The sequence below is a fragment of the Pseudorhodoplanes sinuspersici genome (genome assembly GCF_002119765.1).
Classification (GTDB): Bacteria; Pseudomonadota; Alphaproteobacteria; order Rhizobiales; family Xanthobacteraceae; genus Pseudorhodoplanes; species Pseudorhodoplanes sinuspersici.
Genome location: NZ_CP021112.1, coordinates 5,068,746 through 5,088,157, shown reverse-complemented (window position 1 = coordinate 5,088,157; position 19,412 = coordinate 5,068,746). Strand labels below are relative to the sequence as shown.

At 60.2% G+C, this 19,412-nt stretch carries 19 protein-coding genes; 13 read left to right on the top strand and 6 right to left on the bottom strand.

The window, feature by feature from the left end; genetic code table 11:
- The first annotated feature begins 190 nt into the window (after nucleotides 1-190).
- The 5 genes from CAK95_RS24845 to argC all read left to right on the top strand — a co-directional run bounded on the left by CAK95_RS24845 (nucleotide 191) and on the right by argC (nucleotide 5,075).
- On the top strand, nucleotides 191-715 hold the full coding sequence (locus CAK95_RS24845; protein ID WP_425349636.1) for a DedA family protein: 525 nt from the start codon (nucleotides 191-193) through the stop codon (nucleotides 713-715).
- Nucleotides 716-723: 8 nt separating this feature from the next.
- Nucleotides 724-1,509: an FkbM family methyltransferase gene (locus CAK95_RS24840; protein WP_086090354.1), complete on the top strand. Its 786-nt coding sequence runs from the start codon at nucleotides 724-726 to the stop codon at nucleotides 1,507-1,509.
- Nucleotides 1,510-1,725: 216 nt separating this feature from the next.
- Nucleotides 1,726-2,733: an MBL fold metallo-hydrolase gene (locus CAK95_RS24835; RefSeq protein WP_086090353.1), complete on the top strand. Its 1,008-nt coding sequence runs from the start codon at nucleotides 1,726-1,728 to the stop codon at nucleotides 2,731-2,733.
- Nucleotides 2,734-2,802: 69 nt separating this feature from the next.
- A complete protein-coding gene (locus tag CAK95_RS24830) occupies nucleotides 2,803-3,750 on the top strand; it encodes an MBL fold metallo-hydrolase (protein ID WP_157699737.1) in 948 nt (315 codons plus the stop codon).
- 266 nt (nucleotides 3,751-4,016) lie between these two features.
- Nucleotides 4,017-5,075, top strand: coding sequence for an N-acetyl-gamma-glutamyl-phosphate reductase (argC, locus tag CAK95_RS24825; protein ID WP_086090351.1), 1,059 nt, complete (start codon nucleotides 4,017-4,019; stop codon nucleotides 5,073-5,075).
- Between the two features lie 9 nt (nucleotides 5,076-5,084).
- Here argC and CAK95_RS24820 read toward each other — a convergent pair whose 3' ends face one another.
- From CAK95_RS24820 to CAK95_RS24810, 3 genes are all read right to left on the bottom strand, one after another.
- A complete protein-coding gene (locus CAK95_RS24820; RefSeq protein ID WP_086090350.1) occupies nucleotides 5,085-5,873 on the bottom strand; it encodes a sulfite exporter TauE/SafE family protein in 789 nt (262 codons plus the stop codon).
- Between the two features lie 10 nt (nucleotides 5,874-5,883).
- Nucleotides 5,884-6,408: a rhodanese family protein gene (locus CAK95_RS24815; RefSeq protein ID WP_086090349.1), complete on the bottom strand. Its 525-nt coding sequence runs from the start codon at nucleotides 6,406-6,408 to the stop codon at nucleotides 5,884-5,886.
- A gap of 61 nt (nucleotides 6,409-6,469) precedes the next feature.
- Nucleotides 6,470-6,790 (bottom strand): ArsR/SmtB family transcription factor, encoded by a 321-nt coding sequence (locus CAK95_RS24810; RefSeq protein WP_086091641.1) that lies wholly within the window; start codon nucleotides 6,788-6,790, stop codon nucleotides 6,470-6,472.
- A gap of 89 nt (nucleotides 6,791-6,879) precedes the next feature.
- On the opposite strand from CAK95_RS24810, the gene CAK95_RS24805 reads away from it, so the two are divergent.
- Complete coding sequence (locus CAK95_RS24805) at nucleotides 6,880-7,749, top strand: MBL fold metallo-hydrolase (protein WP_086090348.1); 870 nt, start codon at nucleotides 6,880-6,882, stop codon at nucleotides 7,747-7,749.
- Between the two features lie 72 nt (nucleotides 7,750-7,821).
- Here the strand turns inward: CAK95_RS24805 and CAK95_RS24800 are convergent, their stop codons facing one another.
- Nucleotides 7,822-8,220, bottom strand: coding sequence for an MAPEG family protein (locus tag CAK95_RS24800; RefSeq protein ID WP_086090347.1), 399 nt, complete (start codon nucleotides 8,218-8,220; stop codon nucleotides 7,822-7,824).
- A gap of 131 nt (nucleotides 8,221-8,351) precedes the next feature.
- Nucleotides 8,352-10,160, bottom strand: coding sequence for a PHA/PHB synthase family protein (locus tag CAK95_RS24795; RefSeq protein ID WP_086091640.1), 1,809 nt, complete (start codon nucleotides 10,158-10,160; stop codon nucleotides 8,352-8,354).
- Nucleotides 10,161-10,348: 188 nt separating this feature from the next.
- Between CAK95_RS24795 and CAK95_RS24790 the strand changes: the two genes are divergently transcribed.
- The 7 genes from CAK95_RS24790 (at nucleotide 10,349) to recJ (ending at nucleotide 18,267) form a co-directional block, all read left to right on the top strand.
- Complete coding sequence (locus CAK95_RS24790; RefSeq protein ID WP_086090346.1) at nucleotides 10,349-10,816, top strand: hypothetical protein; 468 nt, start codon at nucleotides 10,349-10,351, stop codon at nucleotides 10,814-10,816.
- Between the two features lie 86 nt (nucleotides 10,817-10,902).
- Nucleotides 10,903-12,120, top strand: coding sequence for an LL-diaminopimelate aminotransferase (locus tag CAK95_RS24785; protein ID WP_086090345.1), 1,218 nt, complete (start codon nucleotides 10,903-10,905; stop codon nucleotides 12,118-12,120).
- Between the two features lie 118 nt (nucleotides 12,121-12,238).
- A complete protein-coding gene (locus CAK95_RS24780; protein WP_086090344.1) occupies nucleotides 12,239-13,561 on the top strand; it encodes a homoserine dehydrogenase in 1,323 nt (440 codons plus the stop codon).
- A gap of 50 nt (nucleotides 13,562-13,611) precedes the next feature.
- On the top strand, nucleotides 13,612-14,610 hold the full coding sequence (gene glpX / locus CAK95_RS24775; RefSeq protein ID WP_086091639.1) for a class II fructose-bisphosphatase: 999 nt from the start codon (nucleotides 13,612-13,614) through the stop codon (nucleotides 14,608-14,610).
- A 207-nt stretch (nucleotides 14,611-14,817) separates the two neighbouring features.
- Entirely contained in the window at nucleotides 14,818-15,852 is a 1,035-nt protein-coding gene (locus CAK95_RS24770; RefSeq protein ID WP_086090343.1) for a hypothetical protein, read from the top strand.
- Complete coding sequence (locus tag CAK95_RS24765) at nucleotides 15,833-16,303, top strand: GNAT family N-acetyltransferase (RefSeq protein WP_086090342.1); 471 nt, start codon at nucleotides 15,833-15,835, stop codon at nucleotides 16,301-16,303. Before CAK95_RS24770 ends, CAK95_RS24765 begins: the two co-directional genes overlap by 20 nt.
- A gap of 128 nt (nucleotides 16,304-16,431) precedes the next feature.
- Nucleotides 16,432-18,267: a single-stranded-DNA-specific exonuclease RecJ gene (gene recJ / locus CAK95_RS24760; protein WP_086090341.1), complete on the top strand. Its 1,836-nt coding sequence runs from the start codon at nucleotides 16,432-16,434 to the stop codon at nucleotides 18,265-18,267.
- Between the two features lie 106 nt (nucleotides 18,268-18,373).
- On the opposite strand, the gene CAK95_RS24755 is transcribed toward recJ, so the two are convergent.
- On the bottom strand, nucleotides 18,374-19,360 hold the full coding sequence (locus tag CAK95_RS24755) for an ABC transporter substrate-binding protein (protein WP_086090340.1): 987 nt from the start codon (nucleotides 19,358-19,360) through the stop codon (nucleotides 18,374-18,376).
- Nucleotides 19,361-19,412: the final 52 nt, after the last annotated feature.

The window sequence follows — 19,412 nt, the reverse complement described above, 5'->3', positions numbered from 1 at the left end:
TTCTTAGCCATTTGGATCTTCGGACTTTTTTGGAACTCAGAACGAATCAGGGGTGCGGGGGCAATATGCCATGGAGATGGCAAATCCTTGAGAGGAGGTCCGCGGCAGGAGCTTTATTTTACCTTTAGCTTGCGCTGGAAGATTAGGCAGGACCCGGCTAGACCACAGTTCCCGCCGCGACTGTCACAAAATGATTCAAGAGCACTCCCAGGTCATTATCGATTTTGTACGTCAGAACCATTGGTGGGCCTTACCGATCGTTTTCGTGCTGGCGTTTGCCGAGTCCCTGGCCTTCATCTCGATGTTGGTCCCGGCTTGGGGAATTCTGGTCGCCATCGGGGCCCTGATTAACATGTCCGGCCTCGTTTTCTGGCCGATCTGGCTCGCCGCCGCTGCCGGCGCGGCCTGCGGAGACTGGGTATCGTATTGGTTCGGGTTCCATTTCAAGGATCGCATCGCCCATATCTGGCCGCTGCCGAAATACCCAGACCTGCTGCCGCGGGGGCATGCTTTCATCGAGCGATGGGGCATTCCCGGCGTCTTCGTTGGCCGCTTTTTCGGCCCGCTTCGGGCTGCGGTGCCACTGATCGCCGGCATCCTGGAAATGGATTACTGGAAATTCCAGCTTGCCAATGTGCTGTCGGCGATGCTGTGGGCTTATGTGCTGCTCGCGTTTGGTGACATCGGGTTCGAATATCTCAAGAAACTGTTCTAGGGCGGACGATGCGCAGCGGGCAGACCTTTCGCCATCCGAACAGCTCTTTCGAGCGGACGCTGCGTGGCTGGTATGATCGGGCGATGCGCACCTTCGGGCGCGTGCCCTATACGGTGAATGCGCAAGGTGCGCGCTTTCTTGTCGATACGACCGATCTGATCGATCGCGAGCTGGCGATCAACGGCATCTGGGAGGCGGACCAGCTTGAGGACTTCGCGGCAATCTGTCGGACACGTGACGTCGATTATTTTCTCGATATCGGGGCGAATGCTGGCGTCTATTCGATCATGCTGGCGGTCGCCGGTATTGGCGCCGAGATCATCGCCTTCGAGCCCGATCCCGGCAATCGCGCGCGCCTGAAAGCAAACATCGCCGCTAATGGACTGGATTATCGAATCCAGGTCGTGCCGGATGCCGTCGGCGACAAGGCCGGCGAGGTGACGCTGATGGAGGCGGGCGTCCACAATCGCGGCGAGTCCTGGATCGTCCATCCGGACAAGCCGCCGGAAGAAGCGCCGGGCGTTGCGACCCATGTGGTGAAGCAGATCCGTTTCGACGATGAGTTTGCCATCAGCGGCAAGACCATTCTCGTGAAGATGGATGTCGAAGGCTCCGAATTTCACGCGCTGGCCGGCATGGAGCGAACGCTGCGCGACAACCAATGCTATCTGCAGATCGAGCTGTATTCGGACCGCTTTGAGGAACTAAAGGCGCTGTTTGCGCGGCTCGGCTATCGCTATCTCAAGACCAATTACATCGACCACTATTTCACGAACATGCCGGGCGTGTCCTGAAGCTCTGTCGCGATGCACAACACACTTGAGCTGTGACATTTTGTTTGGCTCAGTGCGCTGTCGGCTTGGTCCAAGGAATAAATCGATCATCACGGTGTTTTGCCCGCATCCGAGGGCGGCCCCTGTCATTCCACCGTGCTTTTTCGTTCGGTAAAATGAGGTCAGTGGACGACCCGGTGTATGAGGGGACTGCCAGTTTTCAGGGAGGATTTTTAGATGAGTGACGTAACACGCCGCAGCGTGATGGCCGGAGCTGCGACCGCAGCCGCGGCGGCTATGATGGGGGAGTTTTCCTGGTCGACACGGGCGCACGCGCAGGCGCCGATGGCCGGCAAGCAGGCCGCAAGCTACTACCGCTACAAGGTCGGCGACTTTGAAGTAACGGTCGTGGCCGACGGCGTGACCCGCTTCAAGCTGCCGCCGACCTTCGTCGCCAATGTCGACACCGCGGAAGTGAAGAAGGCGTTGGCGGCGAATTTCTACGACACCGAGATTTTCAACAACAACTATACGCCGATTGTCGTGAATACCGGCAAGAACCTGGTGGTGATCGACACCGGAACAGGCGAGGCCGGGTTTAACCAGAGCAAGGGCTCCAACGGTCAATTCCTGACCAACATGGCAGCTGCCGGCATCGATCCGAAACAGGTCGACACCGTCATCATCTCGCACTTCCATGGCGATCACGTGAACGGCATCCTCAAGGCTGATAATACGCTCGCCTTCCCGAATGCCGCCATCCGCGTCCCCGGTCAGGAGTATAAATACTGGATGGACGATGGCGAGATGAACAAGCAGACCTCGGAGCGCATGACCGGTCTGTTCAAGAACAATCGCCGCATCTTCACCAATCCTGAGGTTGCCAAGCGTGTCGAGCCCTATGAAGCCGGTAAGGACATCGTTTCTGGCATCACTGGCGTTGCCACCAACGGGCATTCAGTCGGTCATCACTCGCACATCGTGTCATCCGGCGACAAGAGCATCTTCGTGCAGGGCGACGTGACGCACGTGCCGTATCTGTTCGCGCGCAATCCGGGCTGGCATCTGATGTTCGATCAGGATCCGCAAATGGCGGAAGCCACGCGCCGCAAGGTCTATGACATGCTGGCAGCGGACAAGATGATGGTGCAGGCCTTCCACTATCCGTTCCCGTCGGCGGCCTATATCGAAAAGACGCCGACCGGGTATCGTGAACACATGATCCAGTGGAGCCCGACACTTTAGATCAAAGATTGCAAGGCCGCCCCCCACAGGGCGGCCTTGTTGTTTTAGCGGCGACAAATGGAGGGACGCATGACATCGTTGACCCGCCGGCATGTGTTGGGTGGCACGGCGGCCATCGCCCTTTCGGGTCACAAGGCGTTTGCGCAAACGCAAGAGCAGCCGGGATTTCGCGCCCTCAAAGTCGGCGATATTGAAGTGATTGTGTTGTCCGATGGCACGCGCCGTAGCAAGCTCACCGCGAGTCCCAGCCGCAGCGCCAGCCTCGAACAATTTCAGGATGCGCTGGCGGCGGAGTCGCTGCCTCGCGATGAAATCGCAACGTCGTTCCAGCCCGTTCTTGTGAAGAATGGCAGCAGGACGATACTGATCGATACCGGCAACGGACCGCGCACGCTGGAAGCAGGGACCGGACGGACGGCTGCCAATCTGGTCGCGGCCGGTGTCGACCCAAAGCAGATCGATACGGTGATCATCTCGCATTTCCATGGCGATCACATCGGCGGCCTGGTGTTGGCGGACGGTGCGTCGGCATTTCCCAACGCCGCGATCAAGGTGCCCCTGAACGAATGGGATTACTGGCTCGATGACGTCAATATGAACAAGGCGGCGGATGGCTCGAACCTGCAGAATGCGCACGCCAATGTGCGTCGCGTGTTCAACGCCATCGTCGGCAAGAACCTCGCGAAATACGAATGGGGCAAAGAGATCGCGCCCGGAATTACCGCGATCGGCACGCCGGGACATACGCCGGGTCACACATCCTTCGTGATCGCGTCGGGCGACAGCAAGCTGCTGGTGCAGGCCGATGTGACATCGGGCATCGGCCTCGTCTTCGTGCGCAATCCCAACTGGTTCGCCGGCGGCGATATGGACGGGCCGATGGCCGTCGCAACGCGCCGCAAGCTCTACGACATGCTGGCCGCTGAACGCATGCCGACGACCGCTTATCATCTTCCGTTTCCGGCTGTTGGGCATATCGAAAGGAGCGGCAGTGGTTATCGCTTCACGCCGGCGTAAAATAGGCTCCTCAAGCAATGAGGTAACGTCACTTGCTTGACCTGTCCCGCTGCGGTCCTATATGACCGCCACATGACCAACCGGATCACCATCTCCCGCCGCCGTTGCCGCATCCTCGCGGCAGGTACGGGCTTGTCTTAAAAAAGTCCGGTTATCCCCGCCGCGAGCCTTCGGAGCCGCGGCGTTTTCTTTCTCCGCGCTTCCCAAACTCGCTGCAGAACAATAGATACCGCAGCCGTCAGGCTGTTGCGCGCGGAGTTTATGACATGGCGACGAAAGCGAAGATCGGCGTATTGGGCGCCTCGGGCTATACCGGCTCGGAGCTGGTGCGGATGCTGCTGCGGCACCCGCGCGCGGAGATTGCCATGCTGACCGCCGACCGCCGGGCGGGGCAGGCGATGCGCAGCGTGTTTCCGCAATTCTCGCCGTTCGACTTGCCGACACTCGTATCCATTGAGGGACAAGACTGGAGCACAGCCGGGCTCGATCTCGTCTTCTGCGCGCTGCCGCATGCGACAACGCAGAAGGTGCTGAAGGATCTCCTCGCCAAGGCACCGGACACCAAGGTGGTCGACCTCTCCGCCGATTTCCGGCTGAGCGACACATCCGCATATGCGCGCTGGTACGGCCATGAGCATCACGCGCCGGAATTGCAGAAGGAAGCCGTGTACGGCCTCGCCGAGATTCACAAGCGCGAGATCAAGAAGGCGCAGCTGGTCGCCAATCCCGGCTGTTATACCACCTGCGCGCAACTGCCCTTGATCCCGCTTTTGAAGAACAAGGCGATCGAAACCGACGGCATCGTCGTCGATGCCAAGTCCGGCATGACCGGCGCGGGGCGGTCGGCGAAGGAGGCGATGCTGTTCTCCGAAGTCTCCGAAGGCTTCCACGCCTATGGCGTTGGCGGCCACCGGCACATGGCCGAGCTCGACCAGGAATTCTCGGCCGCCGCCGGCAAGGAGGTGATCGTCAGCTTCACCCCGCACCTCGTGCCGATGAACCGGGGCATCCTGTCGACCATCTACGTGCAAGGCCGGCGCGGGAAAACACCTGAAGAACTTCATGAGATACTTTTAAACTTCTACGACAAGGCCGACTTCGTTCACGTTCTGCCGTTCGGCGAAACGCCGCAGACACGGCACGTGCGCGGCTCGAACTGGACCTTCATCGGTGTCGCCAAGGACCGGGTGCCCGGCCGCGCCATCGTGATCTCGGCGCTCGACAATCTTGTGAAGGGGGCATCCGGGCAGGCGATCCAGAACATGAACCTGATGCTGGGGTATCCTGAGACCATGGGCATCGATCAGGTTGCGCTGTTTCCCTGATATGTAAGGTTAGCGCATCAAAGCCGTTGCAGTGACATAGACGCCGGTGACGATCACGACCGCGGCGAAGATGTAGGTCAGCGTCCGCTTTTGCGCGGCGAGGCGGTGCGCGGCGATCAGGCCGGCAAAGCCTCCGATCGCGCCGCCGAGGATAAACAGACCGGCCAGTCGCCAGTCGACGAGGCCGGATGCGGCATAGCTGCCGGCCGTGGTGAGGCCGAAGGCGGTCACGGACACTAGTGAGGAGCCGATGGCATCGATCAGCGGCATCGCGGTCGTGCCAATCAGGCCGGGGACGATCAGGAACCCGCCGCCGATGCCGAAAAACCCCGACAACAGACCGACGCCAAATCCCGCCGCGATCAAGAGCGGCAGCAGTTGCGGCACGGTCGAACGGTTGAGGCGCAGGCCGAGATCGTTCGCGGCTTTTCTGGGCCGCACCATCAGACCGCCGATGACGATCATCAGCAACCCGAACAAGATCAGCAATTTCGCACCGTCCATCATTTTGCCGAGCTGCGCGCCCGCAGCGGCGCCGACAATCCCCGAAAGCGCGAATGTGATGGCGCAGGGCCAGCGCACATGGCCCGTGCGGGCGTGACCGAACAGGCTGATAGCTGCGCTCGCGGCGACCGCAACGGCGCTGGTTCCGATCGCGACATGCACGGATGGCACGCCGACGACATAGAGTAGCAGCGGGACGGCGAGGATAGAACCGCCGCCGCCGATCAGGCCGAGCGACAAGCCGACAACGCCGCCGGACGCGATGGCCGCCACATTCTGGAGCGTCAGCAGCATCACAGATGCCTCATGCTTGCGAGGTACGGTTCCACGGCATCAGCTCCAAGACCCGCGCCATGCCGCAAAATCCCGAGATGCCTGCGAAAGCCAGGCCGGCGCCGACAAAACCGGAGAGCGCATAAAAGCCGGGCGACACCGCAACACCCAGGATGACTCCCAGTAGGACAAGGCTACCGGCGACGATCTGGACCTGTCGCATGATCGAGATCGGTTGGCTGCGATCCAGCACGACCGGCAGACCTGCTTTTTTCCATGCATCGATCCCGCCATCGAGAATGTAAGTTTCAATGCCGGCGGGACAGGCAGTGGCAATGTGCCCAGCATGCTGACGGGTGCGGGCACCGGACCTGCAGTGGAAAATCAATACCGAGTCACCGGGGCGCGCGGGGTGTTCCCGGTCGAGCATCGAAACGGCATGGTGACGGGCACCGCCGATCTTTTCGCGTGCATGCTCATCGCGTTCGCGGATGTCGACGAGAACGGCACCGGCGCGCATCAACGCGGCTGCGCGTTCGGGTGAGATAGGCGACATCGGTGTTTTTTGGCTGGTCATCGTTTGATCCTCTTTGACATTTACAAGCGGCGTTAAGTCTTCACGCGTCGCGGCAATAGATGTCCTTGAGCAGGGCGATGATCCGGGCCACGTTTTTGTCGGCGACCCGGTAATAGATGGTCTGCGCGTCGCGCCGTGTCGCAACCAGATTGTCGTCACGCAACTTGGCCAGATGCTGCGATATGGCGGATTGGCCGAGACCGATGGCGGAAACAATGGCGCCAGCCGACATCTCTCGTTCCGAGACAAGGTGGCAAAGGATGAGTAACCGTGTCTCGTTGGCCAGCAATTTCAGCAATTGCGCAGCATCGCCCGCTCGCTGTTCCAACTTTTCCATCGCTGCCGGTAGGGCCATTCGCATCATCCATATTTCATATATTGCTAAATTAGAATGTGATAATATAATAGTCAAGGGGTCAGAACCGGCCCCAAATGAATGGGAGAGCCACGATGTCCGTCCAACCCGCCATCAAGGCGTTCTTCGACGAACCAACCAACACGGTCAGTTATCTGGTGTCCGATCCGGCGACGCGCCTAGGCGCAGTCATTGATCCGGTGCTCGATTTTGAACACCGCAGCGGCAAGGCCGATATCCGCTCGGCGGACGCCATTTTAAAATATGCTGCGGATGCCGGAGTCACGATCGCGTGGGTTCTCGAAACGCACGCGCATGCCGATCACTTATCGGGCGCGCCCTATATCAAGACCAAGACCGGTGCCAAAGTGGCGATCGGCGAACATATCCGTGATGTGCAGCGCATCTTCCGCCCTGTTTTCAATGCGACGGATGTTTCCGGCGATGGCAGCGAATTCGATCGGCTTTTGGCAGATGGTGAGACGCTGGCGATCGGGAATCTCACCGTCGAGGCTATCCATACGCCAGGCCACACACCCGCTTGCGTATCTTACAAGATCGGCGATGCGGTGTTCGTTGGCGATACGCTGTTCATGCCCGATTACGGCACCGCACGGGCGGATTTTCCGGGAGGAGATGCCCGCACGCTGTATCGGTCGATCCGCCGGCTGCTGTCATTACCGCCGCAGACCCGACTGTTCATGTGCCATGACTACAAGGCGCCGGGCCGCGACAATTACGCTTGGGAAACCACGGTCGGCGAAGAACGGGCTCGCAACGTCCATGCGAGCGAAAACATCACCGAGGATGAATTCGTCGCCATGCGCGAACGTCGCGATGCGACGCTGGCGGCGCCGTTGCTGCTGTTGCCATCGATCCAGGTGAACATCCGCGCCGGCAAATTTCCACCCGCCGAGTCGAACGGCGTTCATTATCTGAAGATACCGGTCAAGATTACGTCGTAAATGGCGGCTCAATAAAGACAAACGGCCGTCGCAATGGCGACGGCCGTTATTTTTAGCGACAGTGGCGTGTCGTCAGCCGGCCCGGAAGATCGCGACCACAAGCACGGCCTGCGCCGCGAATCCGACAAGGAAGGCGAGGGTGCGGAAGATCGGCAGACCGAACGCATAGACGATCGCATGCGCCAGCCGCGCCCAGAAATAGACCGCACAGGCAATCACGGTCGCACTGGTGGAGCGGCCAAGTGTGTCGAGGATCAAGACCAAGGGCGCGAACACCACAAGATTGTCGACCGCGTTGGTGTGGGCGAAATACAGCCGCTGCGCCCAGGGCGATTGCGGCGTGTCCTTCGGAGACGGATTGGCCATCGTGCCCATGAAGCCGCGGACCTTCATGCGATCCAGCATGTAGGGAACCCACAAGAGCCCGGTCAGGATGCAGGTCATCGTCAGCCAGAACAATTCCTTGGACACAGTCGCCTCCCGTTGCGATTCCCTCAGCGGATCACATCATATCGCGCCAGTGTAACGGGACGAAAGCCCTATCCCAGACCGGCGGAGCCGCTCGGAGGCAGTCTTCGGGAGTACCGACGAGGACCGTTACGTTACGAGCGCACTTTCACGTAGCTTCCTGGTGCATCTTCGATCGGCGTGAGTTTGCCGCCGCCTGGTTGGCGCGCCCAGACCCGTTCGTCGCCCTGTTTCTTGATCCAGTCGAGCCAGTCCGGCCACCAGGATCCGGGATGCTCGGTGGCCTTCTTGAGCCATGTATCGACATTGCTGCCGGAAGGCTTGGGCCCGGTCCAGTATTGATACTTGCCCTTGGCGACCGGATTGACCACGCCGGCGATGTGTCCTGAACCGGAAAGCACGAAACGGACCGGTCCACCAAAATATTTCGATCCGAGCAGAACCGATTTCGCCGGGGCGATATGATCCTCGCGGGTTGCGAGATTGTAGACCGGCACTTTCACCTTCTTCAGATCAAGCAACACATTTGCCACCGTCATCCGGCCTGCAGTCAGTGCATTGTTGAGATAACAATTGCGCAGGTAGAAGGAATGATTGGCCGCCGGCATGCGCGTAGCGTCCGAATTCCAGTACAGCAGGTCGAACGGGAAGGGCGCCTTGCCGCGCAGGTAATTGTTCACGACATAAGGCCAGATCAGGTCGTTCGAGCGTAAGAGATTGAACGCCGTCGCCATCTGTTGGCCTTCGAGATAGCCCAGATCCTGCATGCGTTTTTCCAGCGCATTCAACTGCTCTTCGTCGACGAACACTTTCAGGTCGCCGGCATGGGTGAAATCGACCTGTGCCGCAAAGAAGGTTGCCGACTTGATCCGCTTGTCGCTGGTTGCGGCCATATAGGCGAGGGTCACCGCAAGCAGCGTACCGCCAACGCAATAGCCGGCCGTGTGGACGTCCGTCTCGCCGGTAACTTGTTCAATAATATCCAGCGCTGTCAGCGGGCCCTCGCGCATGTATTCGGCGAAGCCTTTCTCCGCGAGCCGCTCATCCGGATTGACCCAGGAGATGACAAAGACTGTGAGGCCCTGATCGACACACCACTTGATGTAGGATTTGTCCGGCGTCAGATCGAGCACATAGAACTTGTTGATCCAGGGCGGCACGATCAGAAGCGGCGTCTTCAGCACCGTTTCGGTCGAGGGCGAATACTGAATGAGCTGCATCAGCTCGTTTTGGAAAATCACCTTGCCGGGCGTGAGCGCCAGATTACGGCCGACCTCGAACATCGTCGGGTCCGATTGCCGGATCTTGAAATTGCCAAAGGGATCGATGTCCTCGGCCAGCATCGCCATGCCGCGGACAAGATTGTCCGCGTTCGATGACAGCGTCTCGCGCAGCAGTTCAGGATTGGTCAGGATGAAGTTCGATGGCGACAGCGCGTTGGCAATCTGCCGGACATAGAATTCCGCCTTCTGCCGTGTATGCGGATCAAGCGATTTGGCATCGGTGACCAGCCGCTCGCTCCAGCGCACCGTGAGCAGATAGAGCTGTTGCAGGAACAGGAAGAACTGGTTTGTGGTCCATTCCGGATCACTGAACCGCTTGTCTTTGGGATCAGCAACGGTCGTCGGTGGTACGTCCTCACCGGCCATGCGCCTTGCGGTATTCTCCCAAAGTTCGAGATAGGCCGTGCCGAGTTTGGTTTGAACTTCGACGGTACGCTCGGGATCTGACACCCAATATTCCACCACCTGGCTGAGCGTCCTGATGGCGTCACCGAGTTGATCGGGGACCTCGATTTTGGCGGTTCCGCCCTCGCGCGGCTTCAGATATGCGGCCAACGCCTTGCCGCCCTGTTCGACAAAGCGCGCGATATTGTGCGCAAAGCGTTCGATATCGACGCTTCCCGTGTCAGATACGACCGGCTTGTCCGGCAGCTTGTTCATCTTCCGCCCATTCAATCCCCAACGCCACATGGCGTCGGCAGTTTCCTTCTGCCAGATACTTGCCCTGCAAGGTGACGGCCATTCGACGTCGGGGAGCCTTCCGCCGTTAACCAGCCGTTTTCACATCCTTGCTTTGGTCATATTAGCCCGTTACGCGCGCAAAATACCTGACTCACTCAATCACAAACATGCTGCAACGCCCATCGAGCAGATTGTCCCGGCTGGGCCGTCCAAAAACGTTGGCGGCGCTCGCAGCCTTGGTGTTGCTGCAGGGCTGCTCGACTGCCCAGATTGACAGCATCCCTCACGCCGTTGGCGGATTGCCGGAAGGCGCGCCACCGCGCCCCGCCGAAGCGCCTGCTTACCCGGCCGTGCATGACATGCCGCCAGATCGCGGCGCTCTTCTTGATGCAGAGCAGCAAAAGCGACTCCACGATGACTTGATCGCGACCCGGAATCGGCAGCCCAATCAGGAAAAGAACATCGCCAGGGACAAAAAGCGGGCTCAGGAGGAGGCCAAGAAAATGGAAGAGGCCAAAAACAAGCCCAAGGATAAAAAGAAGGGCCGGAGATCCCCCAGCCAGCCGACCGGTCTCTTCAGCAGAGGTAATTTGCCGCCGGCTCCGGAGACTGCTGGCGCGAGCCGGAACCCATGATAAAAGCATCCTGTTCGCCGGGCCGGCCGATGACAGTCCTGATGCCGGGACACGGAGCCCCGCGGGCCTGAAGAAAGCTTAGCGCCATGGAAGAATTTTATCGGGTTCGTCGTCTGCCACCTTACGTTTTCGAGCAGGTGAATCGGGCCAAGGCCGTCGCCCGGAACGCCGGGGCCGACATCGTCGATCTCGGCATGGGCAATCCGGACTTGCCGGCGCCCGCCCATGTGATCGAAAAGCTGAAGGAAACTCTCGGCAAGCCGCGCACGGATCGTTATTCCGCCTCCAAGGGCATCGCCGGACTGCGCCGCGCCCAAGCCGCCTATTACGAACGCCGCTTCGGCGTGAAGCTCAACCCGGATACGCAGGTCGTCGCCACACTGGGCTCGAAGGAAGGCTTCGCCAATGTGGCGCAGGCGATTACCGCGCCGGGCGATGTCGTGCTGGTTCCCAATCCGAGCTACCCGATCCATGCCTTCGGCTTCCTGATGGCGGGCGGAGTGATTCGCTCCGTTCCGGCCGAACCCAATCCGGAATTTTTCCACGCACTTGAGCGGGCGCTGGTCCATTCGATCCCGAAGCCGATCGCCGTCATTGCCTGCTATCCGGCAAACCCAACGGCGTGCGTCGCGAGCCTGGACTTCTACCGGGACCTCGTTGCCTTCGCGAAGAAGCACGAGATCTTCATCCTGTCGGATCTCGCTTATGCCGAGGTGTATTTCGATAACAATCCGCCGCCGTCGGTATTGCAGGTGCCAGGCGCCATGGATGTGACAGTCGAATTCACCTCAATGTCGAAGACCTTCTCGATGCCCGGCTGGCGCATGGGGTTTGCCGTCGGCAACGACCGCATTATCGCAGCGCTTGGCCGCGTGAAGTCCTATCTCGATTACGGTGCTTTCACACCGGTGCAGGTCGCGGCGACCGCCGCTTTGAATGGGCCCGACGATTGCATTCGTGAGATGCGCGAAATCTATCGCAAGCGCCGCGACGTGCTGGTGGACAGCTTTGGCCGCGCTGGCTGGCAGATACCGTCGCCATCAGCGTCGATGTTCGCCTGGGCCAAATTGCCGGAGGCGTTCCGCGGCATGGGCTCGATCGAGTTCTCCAAGCTTCTTGTCGAGAAGGCTGACGTAGCTGTCGCGCCCGGCATCGGCTTTGGTGAGCATGGCGACGAGTATGTTCGTATCGCGCTGGTCGAGAACGAGCAGCGCATCCGGCAGGCCGCGCGCAACATTCGTCGTTTCCTGGAGTCAGGGATCGACAAACTCCACAACGTCGTTCCTCTCGCCACCCGGCGCTAGTGGTCCGATTTTAACGTTCGCCTCCTGTTTTTGGCATTCGCTTTGCAAGTCTGCGGTTAACAGGGTAGCGAATGTCAAATCCACTCCACTAGCCGCACTTTCCTTTTTGAGTTTGAACATGGTCGCGCCCCTCAAGGTGGGTCTTGCCGGCTTAGGCACAGTCGGCGCTTCGGTCATTCGGCTGGTTGCCGAAGGCAAGGATCAATTGGCCGCGCGTTGCGGTCGCCCGATTGAAATCGTCGCCGTGACGGCGCGTACGAAGGGGAAGGATCGCGGTGTCGATCTGTCCGGCATCCGCTGGGTCGACGATCCGGTCATGCTGGCGCGTGATCCGGGCATCGATGTCTTTGTCGAGTTGATGGGAGGCGATGGCGATCCGGCAAAGGCTGCAGTTGAAGCGGCGTTGTCGGCGAAGAAGCCGGTGGTGACCGCTAACAAGGCGCTGCTCGCGCGACACGGCTTTGCGCTCGCGCAACTGGCCGAAGCCAACAATGTTGGCCTGAATTTCGAAGCCGCGGTTGCCGGCGGTATCCCCATCATCAAGGCGCTGCGGGAAGGCTTCGCTGGCAATTCATTCGCCCGCGTCTACGGTATCCTGAATGGCACCTGCAATTACATCTTGACGCGGATGGAGCAGGAGAAGCTGTCTTTTGCCGAATGTCTGAAAGATGCGCAGCGTCTCGGTTACGCCGAGGCCGATCCGACCTTCGATATTGAAGGCTTCGATACGGCGCAGAAGCTTTCGATTTTGGCTTCGATTGCATTCGGAACCAAAGTCGACGCCGACTCGATCTATGTCGAAGGCATCTCGTCGATCGACTCGGCCGATCTGATGGCGGCGGACGAACTCGGCTATCGCATCAAACTGCTTGGTGTTGCGGTGAAGACCGACACCGGCATCGAGCAGCGCGTGCACCCGACCATGGTGCCGAAGGATTCCGCCATCGCGCAGGTGATGGGAGTCACCAATGCTGTGACTCTCGACGCCGATGGCATTGCACCGATCACCCTGGTCGGGCCGGGGGCTGGCGGGCTTGCGACCGCTTCAGCGGTGGTTGCCGATATCGGCGACATTGCCCGCGGTGCCCATGTTTCGCCGTTTGGGTGCGCTACTGACAGCCTGACCGTCGCCGGCAAGGCGCCGATGCAGATGCACGAGGGCGGCTATTACATTCGCCTCCTGGCTGTGGATAAGCCGGGAACGGCGGCCGCCATTGCCACGCGTTTGGCGGAACAGCAGATTTCGCTCGAATCCATTGTGCAGCGCCACCTTGGGACAGAAGGCGGTAAAGACGCCAGGGCCGTGAGCGGTCCTGTTCCTGTCATTCTTATTACTTATGCGACAACGGAAGATGCCGTGCGGCGCGCTCTCGCGGCCGTGAAGGCGGATCAGGTGATTTCAGGCGAACCGCAATTGATCCGGATCGAAAAAAACCGATAGAACCTTTTGCCGGAATGACGGCCGGAGGCCCGGCCGGGAAGGGAACCAAGATGGCGTCGACGATTACCGTGCAACCGCATCAGATGCTCGAGCGGGTGCTCTCGCTCGAAATCGTGCGCGTCACCGAGCGCGCTGCGGTATCGGCCGCGCGATTGCGCGGTCACGGTAAGGACAAGGCGTCGGATCAGGCTGCCGTCGACGCGATGCGCCGCGAACTGAACAAGCTGCCGATTGATGGAACGGTGGTTATCGGCGAGGGCGAGCTCGATGAAGCGCCGATGCTGTTCATCGGCGAGCAGGTTGGTACCAAGAGCGGCGGATTCAAGGTCGATATCGCTGTCGATCCGCTGGAAGGGACCACGCTTTGCGCCAAAAACATGCCGGGCGCGATAGCAACGCTGGCGATGGCCGATGCCGGCACGCTGCTGCATGCGCCGGACTGCTACATGGACAAGATCGCCATCGGTCCTGGCTACCCGAAAGGGACCATCGATCTCGATGCGCCGGCCGATGAGAACATCATCAATCTCGCCAAGGCCAAGGGCGTGAAGCCATCCGAGATCACCGCAATCCTGCTTGACCGGCCGCGGCATGCTGACATCATCAGCGCTGTGCGCAAGACCGGCGCGGCGGTCAGTCTGATTTCCGACGGTGACGTTGCGGGTGTCATTCACTGCGCCGAACCGAAGACCGGCATCGATATCTATCTCGGCATCGGCGGTGCGCCGGAAGGAGTTCTTGCCGCGGCCGCGCTCCGCTGCATCGGCGGCCAGATGCAATGCCGTCTCGTGATCGATTCCGAAGCGCTGCGCGAACGCACGCTGAAGATGGGGATCAAGGACCCGAAGAAGAAATACGAGATCGAGGACATGGTGAAGGGCGACTGCTTGTTCGCCGCCACCGGCGTCACAACGGGCGCGATGCTGACCGGTGTGAAATTCGGCAAGAACATCATCGAAACCGAGACGGTGGTGATGCGTTCGGTGACCGGCACTGTGCGTTACATTCGCGCCGAGCATCGCCAGCTCGATAAATTCCATCTGGATTGAGCGCGGACGTTCTTCCCATCGCGGCGATGGGATACGCTGTTGGTGCATCGTGGGCAGATCCCACGCGGTGCCGACAGCGCCACACTCAAGGCAATCGTTAAATTTCGTATCGCATGGCGGGTTGGTGCCTGCGCCACCTTGCAGATTGAAAACTCCGCGCGATAATCGCCTCCGATAATAACGCTGATCGACCGCAGGAGGAAAACGATGTCTCGTGACGTCTATCTCGTCGGCAGTGTCCCTCTTGCCAATGCGCGCGAGGTCTTCGAAACGGTCAGCGCCGCTCTCGGCCCGCGGGTGAAACGCATTCCGGACGGCGAGACCGGCGATCGGATCAACTGGGTCTTCTGGCAGGAAAAATTGTTTGCAGAACATCCGGCATTCGAGCGCTCGGACAAGGATTTCCGGCTTCACGCCACCAGCGGTCTGTCACGGCGTTATCGGCTGAAACCGGATGTGTCGCTGCACGATGCCCAATTCAACAATTTGTTCTATGCCGATGTCGCGATTGAATCGTATCGCACTTTTGCGGCGCTGAAAGAGCAGGGGAAGATTGCGGCGGACACGAAATTCCAGGTCGATCTCGTTCCGGCGCATTCGGTGATCTGGCTGTTTGTCGAGGAGGATCTGCATGCCGCGATCGATCCTCTCTACAACGCCGCAGTGAAACGCGAGATCGACAAGCTCGCGGCGGCGATCCCGCACGATCAGCTTGCGATCCAGCTCGACGTTGCGTCGGCGGTGTTTGCGCGGCTGGAGCGTGGGGATGTATCGACCTATGGCCGCACCAAAGAGGAGATGCAGGATACGTTCAGCCGCATTCTGCTCGACCTTGGCAACCATGTGCCGAGGGATATCGATCTATTGTATCACTTCTGCTACGGCGATGCAGGCCATCGCCATGTCGTCGAACCCACCGATATGGGCGATATGGTCGAACTGGCAAACCGCTTGTCGGCGGGCGCAACCCGTACCGTTGAATTGATTCACATGCCGGTGCCGCGCGATCGCTCCGACGACGCTTATTTCGAGCCGCTGAGGAAATTGAAACTGCGACCGGAAACGCAATTGTGCCTTGGACTCGTGCACTACACCGATGGCATCGAAGGCACGCGCAAGCGTCTTGCTGCGGCCGAGAAATTCGCCCGCGATTTTGCCATCGGCACCGAATGCGGCTTCGGCCGAAGAGACCCGGCGACAATTCCCGAACTCCTTCGCATCCATGCGCAAGCCGCCGCCTGACGCACCGCGTGATCTTGTGATCCGACCACTGCGGCTGAACGAGCGGGAGGCTTGGGAGCCGTTCTGGCAGGCCTATCTCACATTCTATGAGTCATCGGTCTCGCCCGACACGACCGATGTGCTGTGGATGCGGCTGCATGACGACAACGAGCCGATGTTCGTGCAGGGCGCGTTCCATAAGGAGCGGCTGATCGGCATCGTGCATTACCTGTTCCATCGTTCCAGCTGGACCATCGCCGATTACTGCTATCTCCAGGACTTGTATGTGTCCGAGGAAGCGCGGGGCCTCGGCGCCGGGCGTGCGCTGATCGAAGCCGTGGAACAGGCCGCACGGCAGAAAGGCGCAAGCCGCGTCTACTGGCTGACCAAGGAAGACAATCACACCGCCCGCGCACTCTATGATAAACTGGCGGCTCGCTCCGGTTTCATCCAATATCGCAAGCTCTTCTAGAATCTGACACTCTCTCCGCTCATTCCCGCGAAAGCGGGAACCCAGCACCTCTGGGCCCCGCCTTCGCGGGGACGAGCGGTTTGTGTTTCAACTTGGCAGAATAAGCTGTAAGCAACGAATTATTGCCGATGTCCGTTCCAACCACAGCCTTGGCCGTGCCGGAGGCGCAGCAGCGCTTCTTTCTCGGCGTCGAGACATCGGCGCGGGGCCGCGCATGGCGGGACCGGCTCGACGCGCGGGGCAGTGCGCGGGCACTGGCGATCGCGCAGCGTCACGGTGTGCCGGAGATGCTGTCACGTATTCTCGCTGGGCGCGACATCGAAGCCGCCGATGCAGAGAGCTATCTCGATCCGGCGGTGAAACGCCTGATGCCGGATCCCGATACATTGACGGCAATGCCTCAGGCGGCGGCGCGGATCGCTGATGCTATCCAGCGCGGCGAAAATGTTGCGATCTTCGGCGATTACGATGTCGATGGTGCGACTTCGTCGGCGTTGATGGCGCGCTACCTTCGGCATTGTGGTTTGTCGCCTGTCATTCATATTCCGGATCGTTTGTTCGAAGGCTACGGCCCGAATGTCGATGCGATCCGTTCGCTCGCCCATCGCGGTGCGACGTTGCTGATCACCGTCGATTGCGGCACCACGTCAATCGAGCCTTTGGCCGAAGCGAACAAGCTTGGCCTCGATGTCGTGGTCATCGACCATCATCAATGCGATGAAATATTGCCGCAAGCTTTAGCGCTGGTGAACCCGAACCGGCTCGACGATCTGTCGGGACTTGGCCATCTTGCGGCTGTCGGCCTCGTATTCATGACGCTTGTGGCCGTGAACCGCGAATTGCGACGCCGCAGCTTCTTCAATGACGCGCGGCGCGAACCCGATCTGTTGTCGGCACTCGATCTCGTGGCGCTCGGCACCATCGCTGATGTCGTGCCGCTGAAGGGGCTGAATCGTGCGTTCGTCTCAAAAGGGTTGGTGTCGCTGCGCCGGCGGGAAAATGTCGGTCTGACAGCACTGATGGACGCGGCGAGACTTGATGGGCCGCCGGAGCCGTATCACCTCGGATTCCTGCTTGGACCGCGCATCAACGCAGGTGGCCGCATTGGCCGCGCCGATCTCGGCGCCAATCTTCTGCTGGAAGAAGATCCGACCGAAGCAGGCCGCATCGCCGCCGAACTCGATCGTCTCAATCGCGAACGGCAGGCGATGGAGCAGCACATGCTCGTGGAAGCCGAAGCCGAAGCGCTGGCTGCGCTTGGCCTTGAGGAGAAAGGCGCTGTTGTCGTCACAGCGTCCACAGGGTGGCATCCGGGCATTGTTGGTCTTGTGGCTGCGCGGCTGAAAGAGAAATTCGGGCGGCCGGCTTTTGCGATCGCGCTCGAGCCCGGCGGGACCGGGACGGGTTCGGGCCGCTCGATTGCCGGTGTCGATCTCGGTCGCGCAGTCCGTCAGGCGGTCGCCGACGGCTTGCTGGTGAAGGGGGGAGGCCATGCGATGGCCGCAGGCGTCACGCTCCGCAAAGAACGGCTGGCCGAGTTTCGCGCCTATCTTGAATCCTCGCTCGCCGGAGCCGTGGAACAGGCGCGGCGCGACGACGCGCTGCTGATCGATGGCGCGTTGAGTGCCGCTGCAGCCAATCTTGAATTCTGCGCATCGGTGATGCGAGCAGGGCCTTTCGGCGCCGGCAATCCCGATCCGGTCTTTGTGCTGCCGGCACATACTATTGCTTTCGCCGATGTCGTTGGCCAGCACCACATTCGTGCGCGGTTGCGTGCGCCCGATGGGGCCTTCATGAACGGCATCGCGTTCCGCGCGGCGAATACCGATCTTGGCCGCGCGCTGATCGAGGGACGGGGACAGGCAATTCATGCCGCCGGACAATTGTCGGTCGACCGTTGGCAGGGCAACGAGCGCGTGCAGATGCGCCTAATCGATGTAGCGCCGGCAGACCGTATTGGCTAAGACGCCGGTGCTATAAATTGGCTTGGTGACGATGGATACCAGGTTCACCGCACGGTTGACGCTGGGCGAAAACTTGCCCGCGCTGCGAGCGCCCGGGAATGACCGATCAGATCTTCACGCTCTCCAGCGTCGACGGATGGAATAGGTCCTCCACCGTCACCAGCTTCGACGACAGTCCCTGCGAATGGTGGTGGCGGAAGAACGTCTCCAGCACATGCCGGTTGGCCGGCACACCATAGGACCAGTAATCCTCGCCCATCAGCTCCTTGGCTTCCATTACCCGCTCTTCGGCGAATGGCAGAGTCACCTTGGTTGCCGACGGTTCGCTGAGATGCGCAACTGCCTTGGCCTTCGACTGCTCGAACGCCTTCAGCGCCGCTGCCGGCAGCCACGGATGCTTCTCCGCGAGTTCGCGCCGCACGCCGACGATGTGCATGATCGGGAAGATCTTGGTGCGCCGGTAATAATCCTTCGCCGCCTCAACCGGATCGGGAAACAGCCAGCCGACATTCGGTGTATCCGGCGGCAGGGCCGGCGCGCGCGGCGCCATGAAAGCATCGATTTCGCCCGACGCCAGCATGCCGGAAATCGTTTTGCCGTCCGGCGCGTTTTCCAGCGTCACGTTCTTCGGTAGATTCAGCTTGATCTTCTCGGGCCGTCCTGGCTCGGCAATACCGCCACGTACCCACGTCACGTCCGACGGTTTGACGCCAAATTCATCTTCCAGCAATGCACGCGCCCAGACGACAGCGGTCAACTGATATTCCGGCAGGCCGATGCGCTTGCCCTTCAGGTCTTCCGGCTTCTTGATGCGGTCGGTGCGCACATAAAGCGAGGTGTGGCGAAAGCAACGCGACAGAAAAGCTGGAATACCGACATAGGGGAAATTGCCGTCCGCAATCTTCACCGTCGAACTCGACAGCGACAATTCGCAGATGTCGAAATCGGCATTGCGGAATGCGCGGAAGAAAATCTCCTCCGGCGACAAGGTCATGAAGACGGGATCGACACCATCCATTTGCACGGCGCCGTCGATCAACGGGCGGTTGCGGTCATAATCGCCAATCGCGATAGAAAGATTCAGCTTGGACATTCCCGGCTCTTTTTAAAAACTGGATTGCGGGTTCGCGACCTGCGGTCGCGCC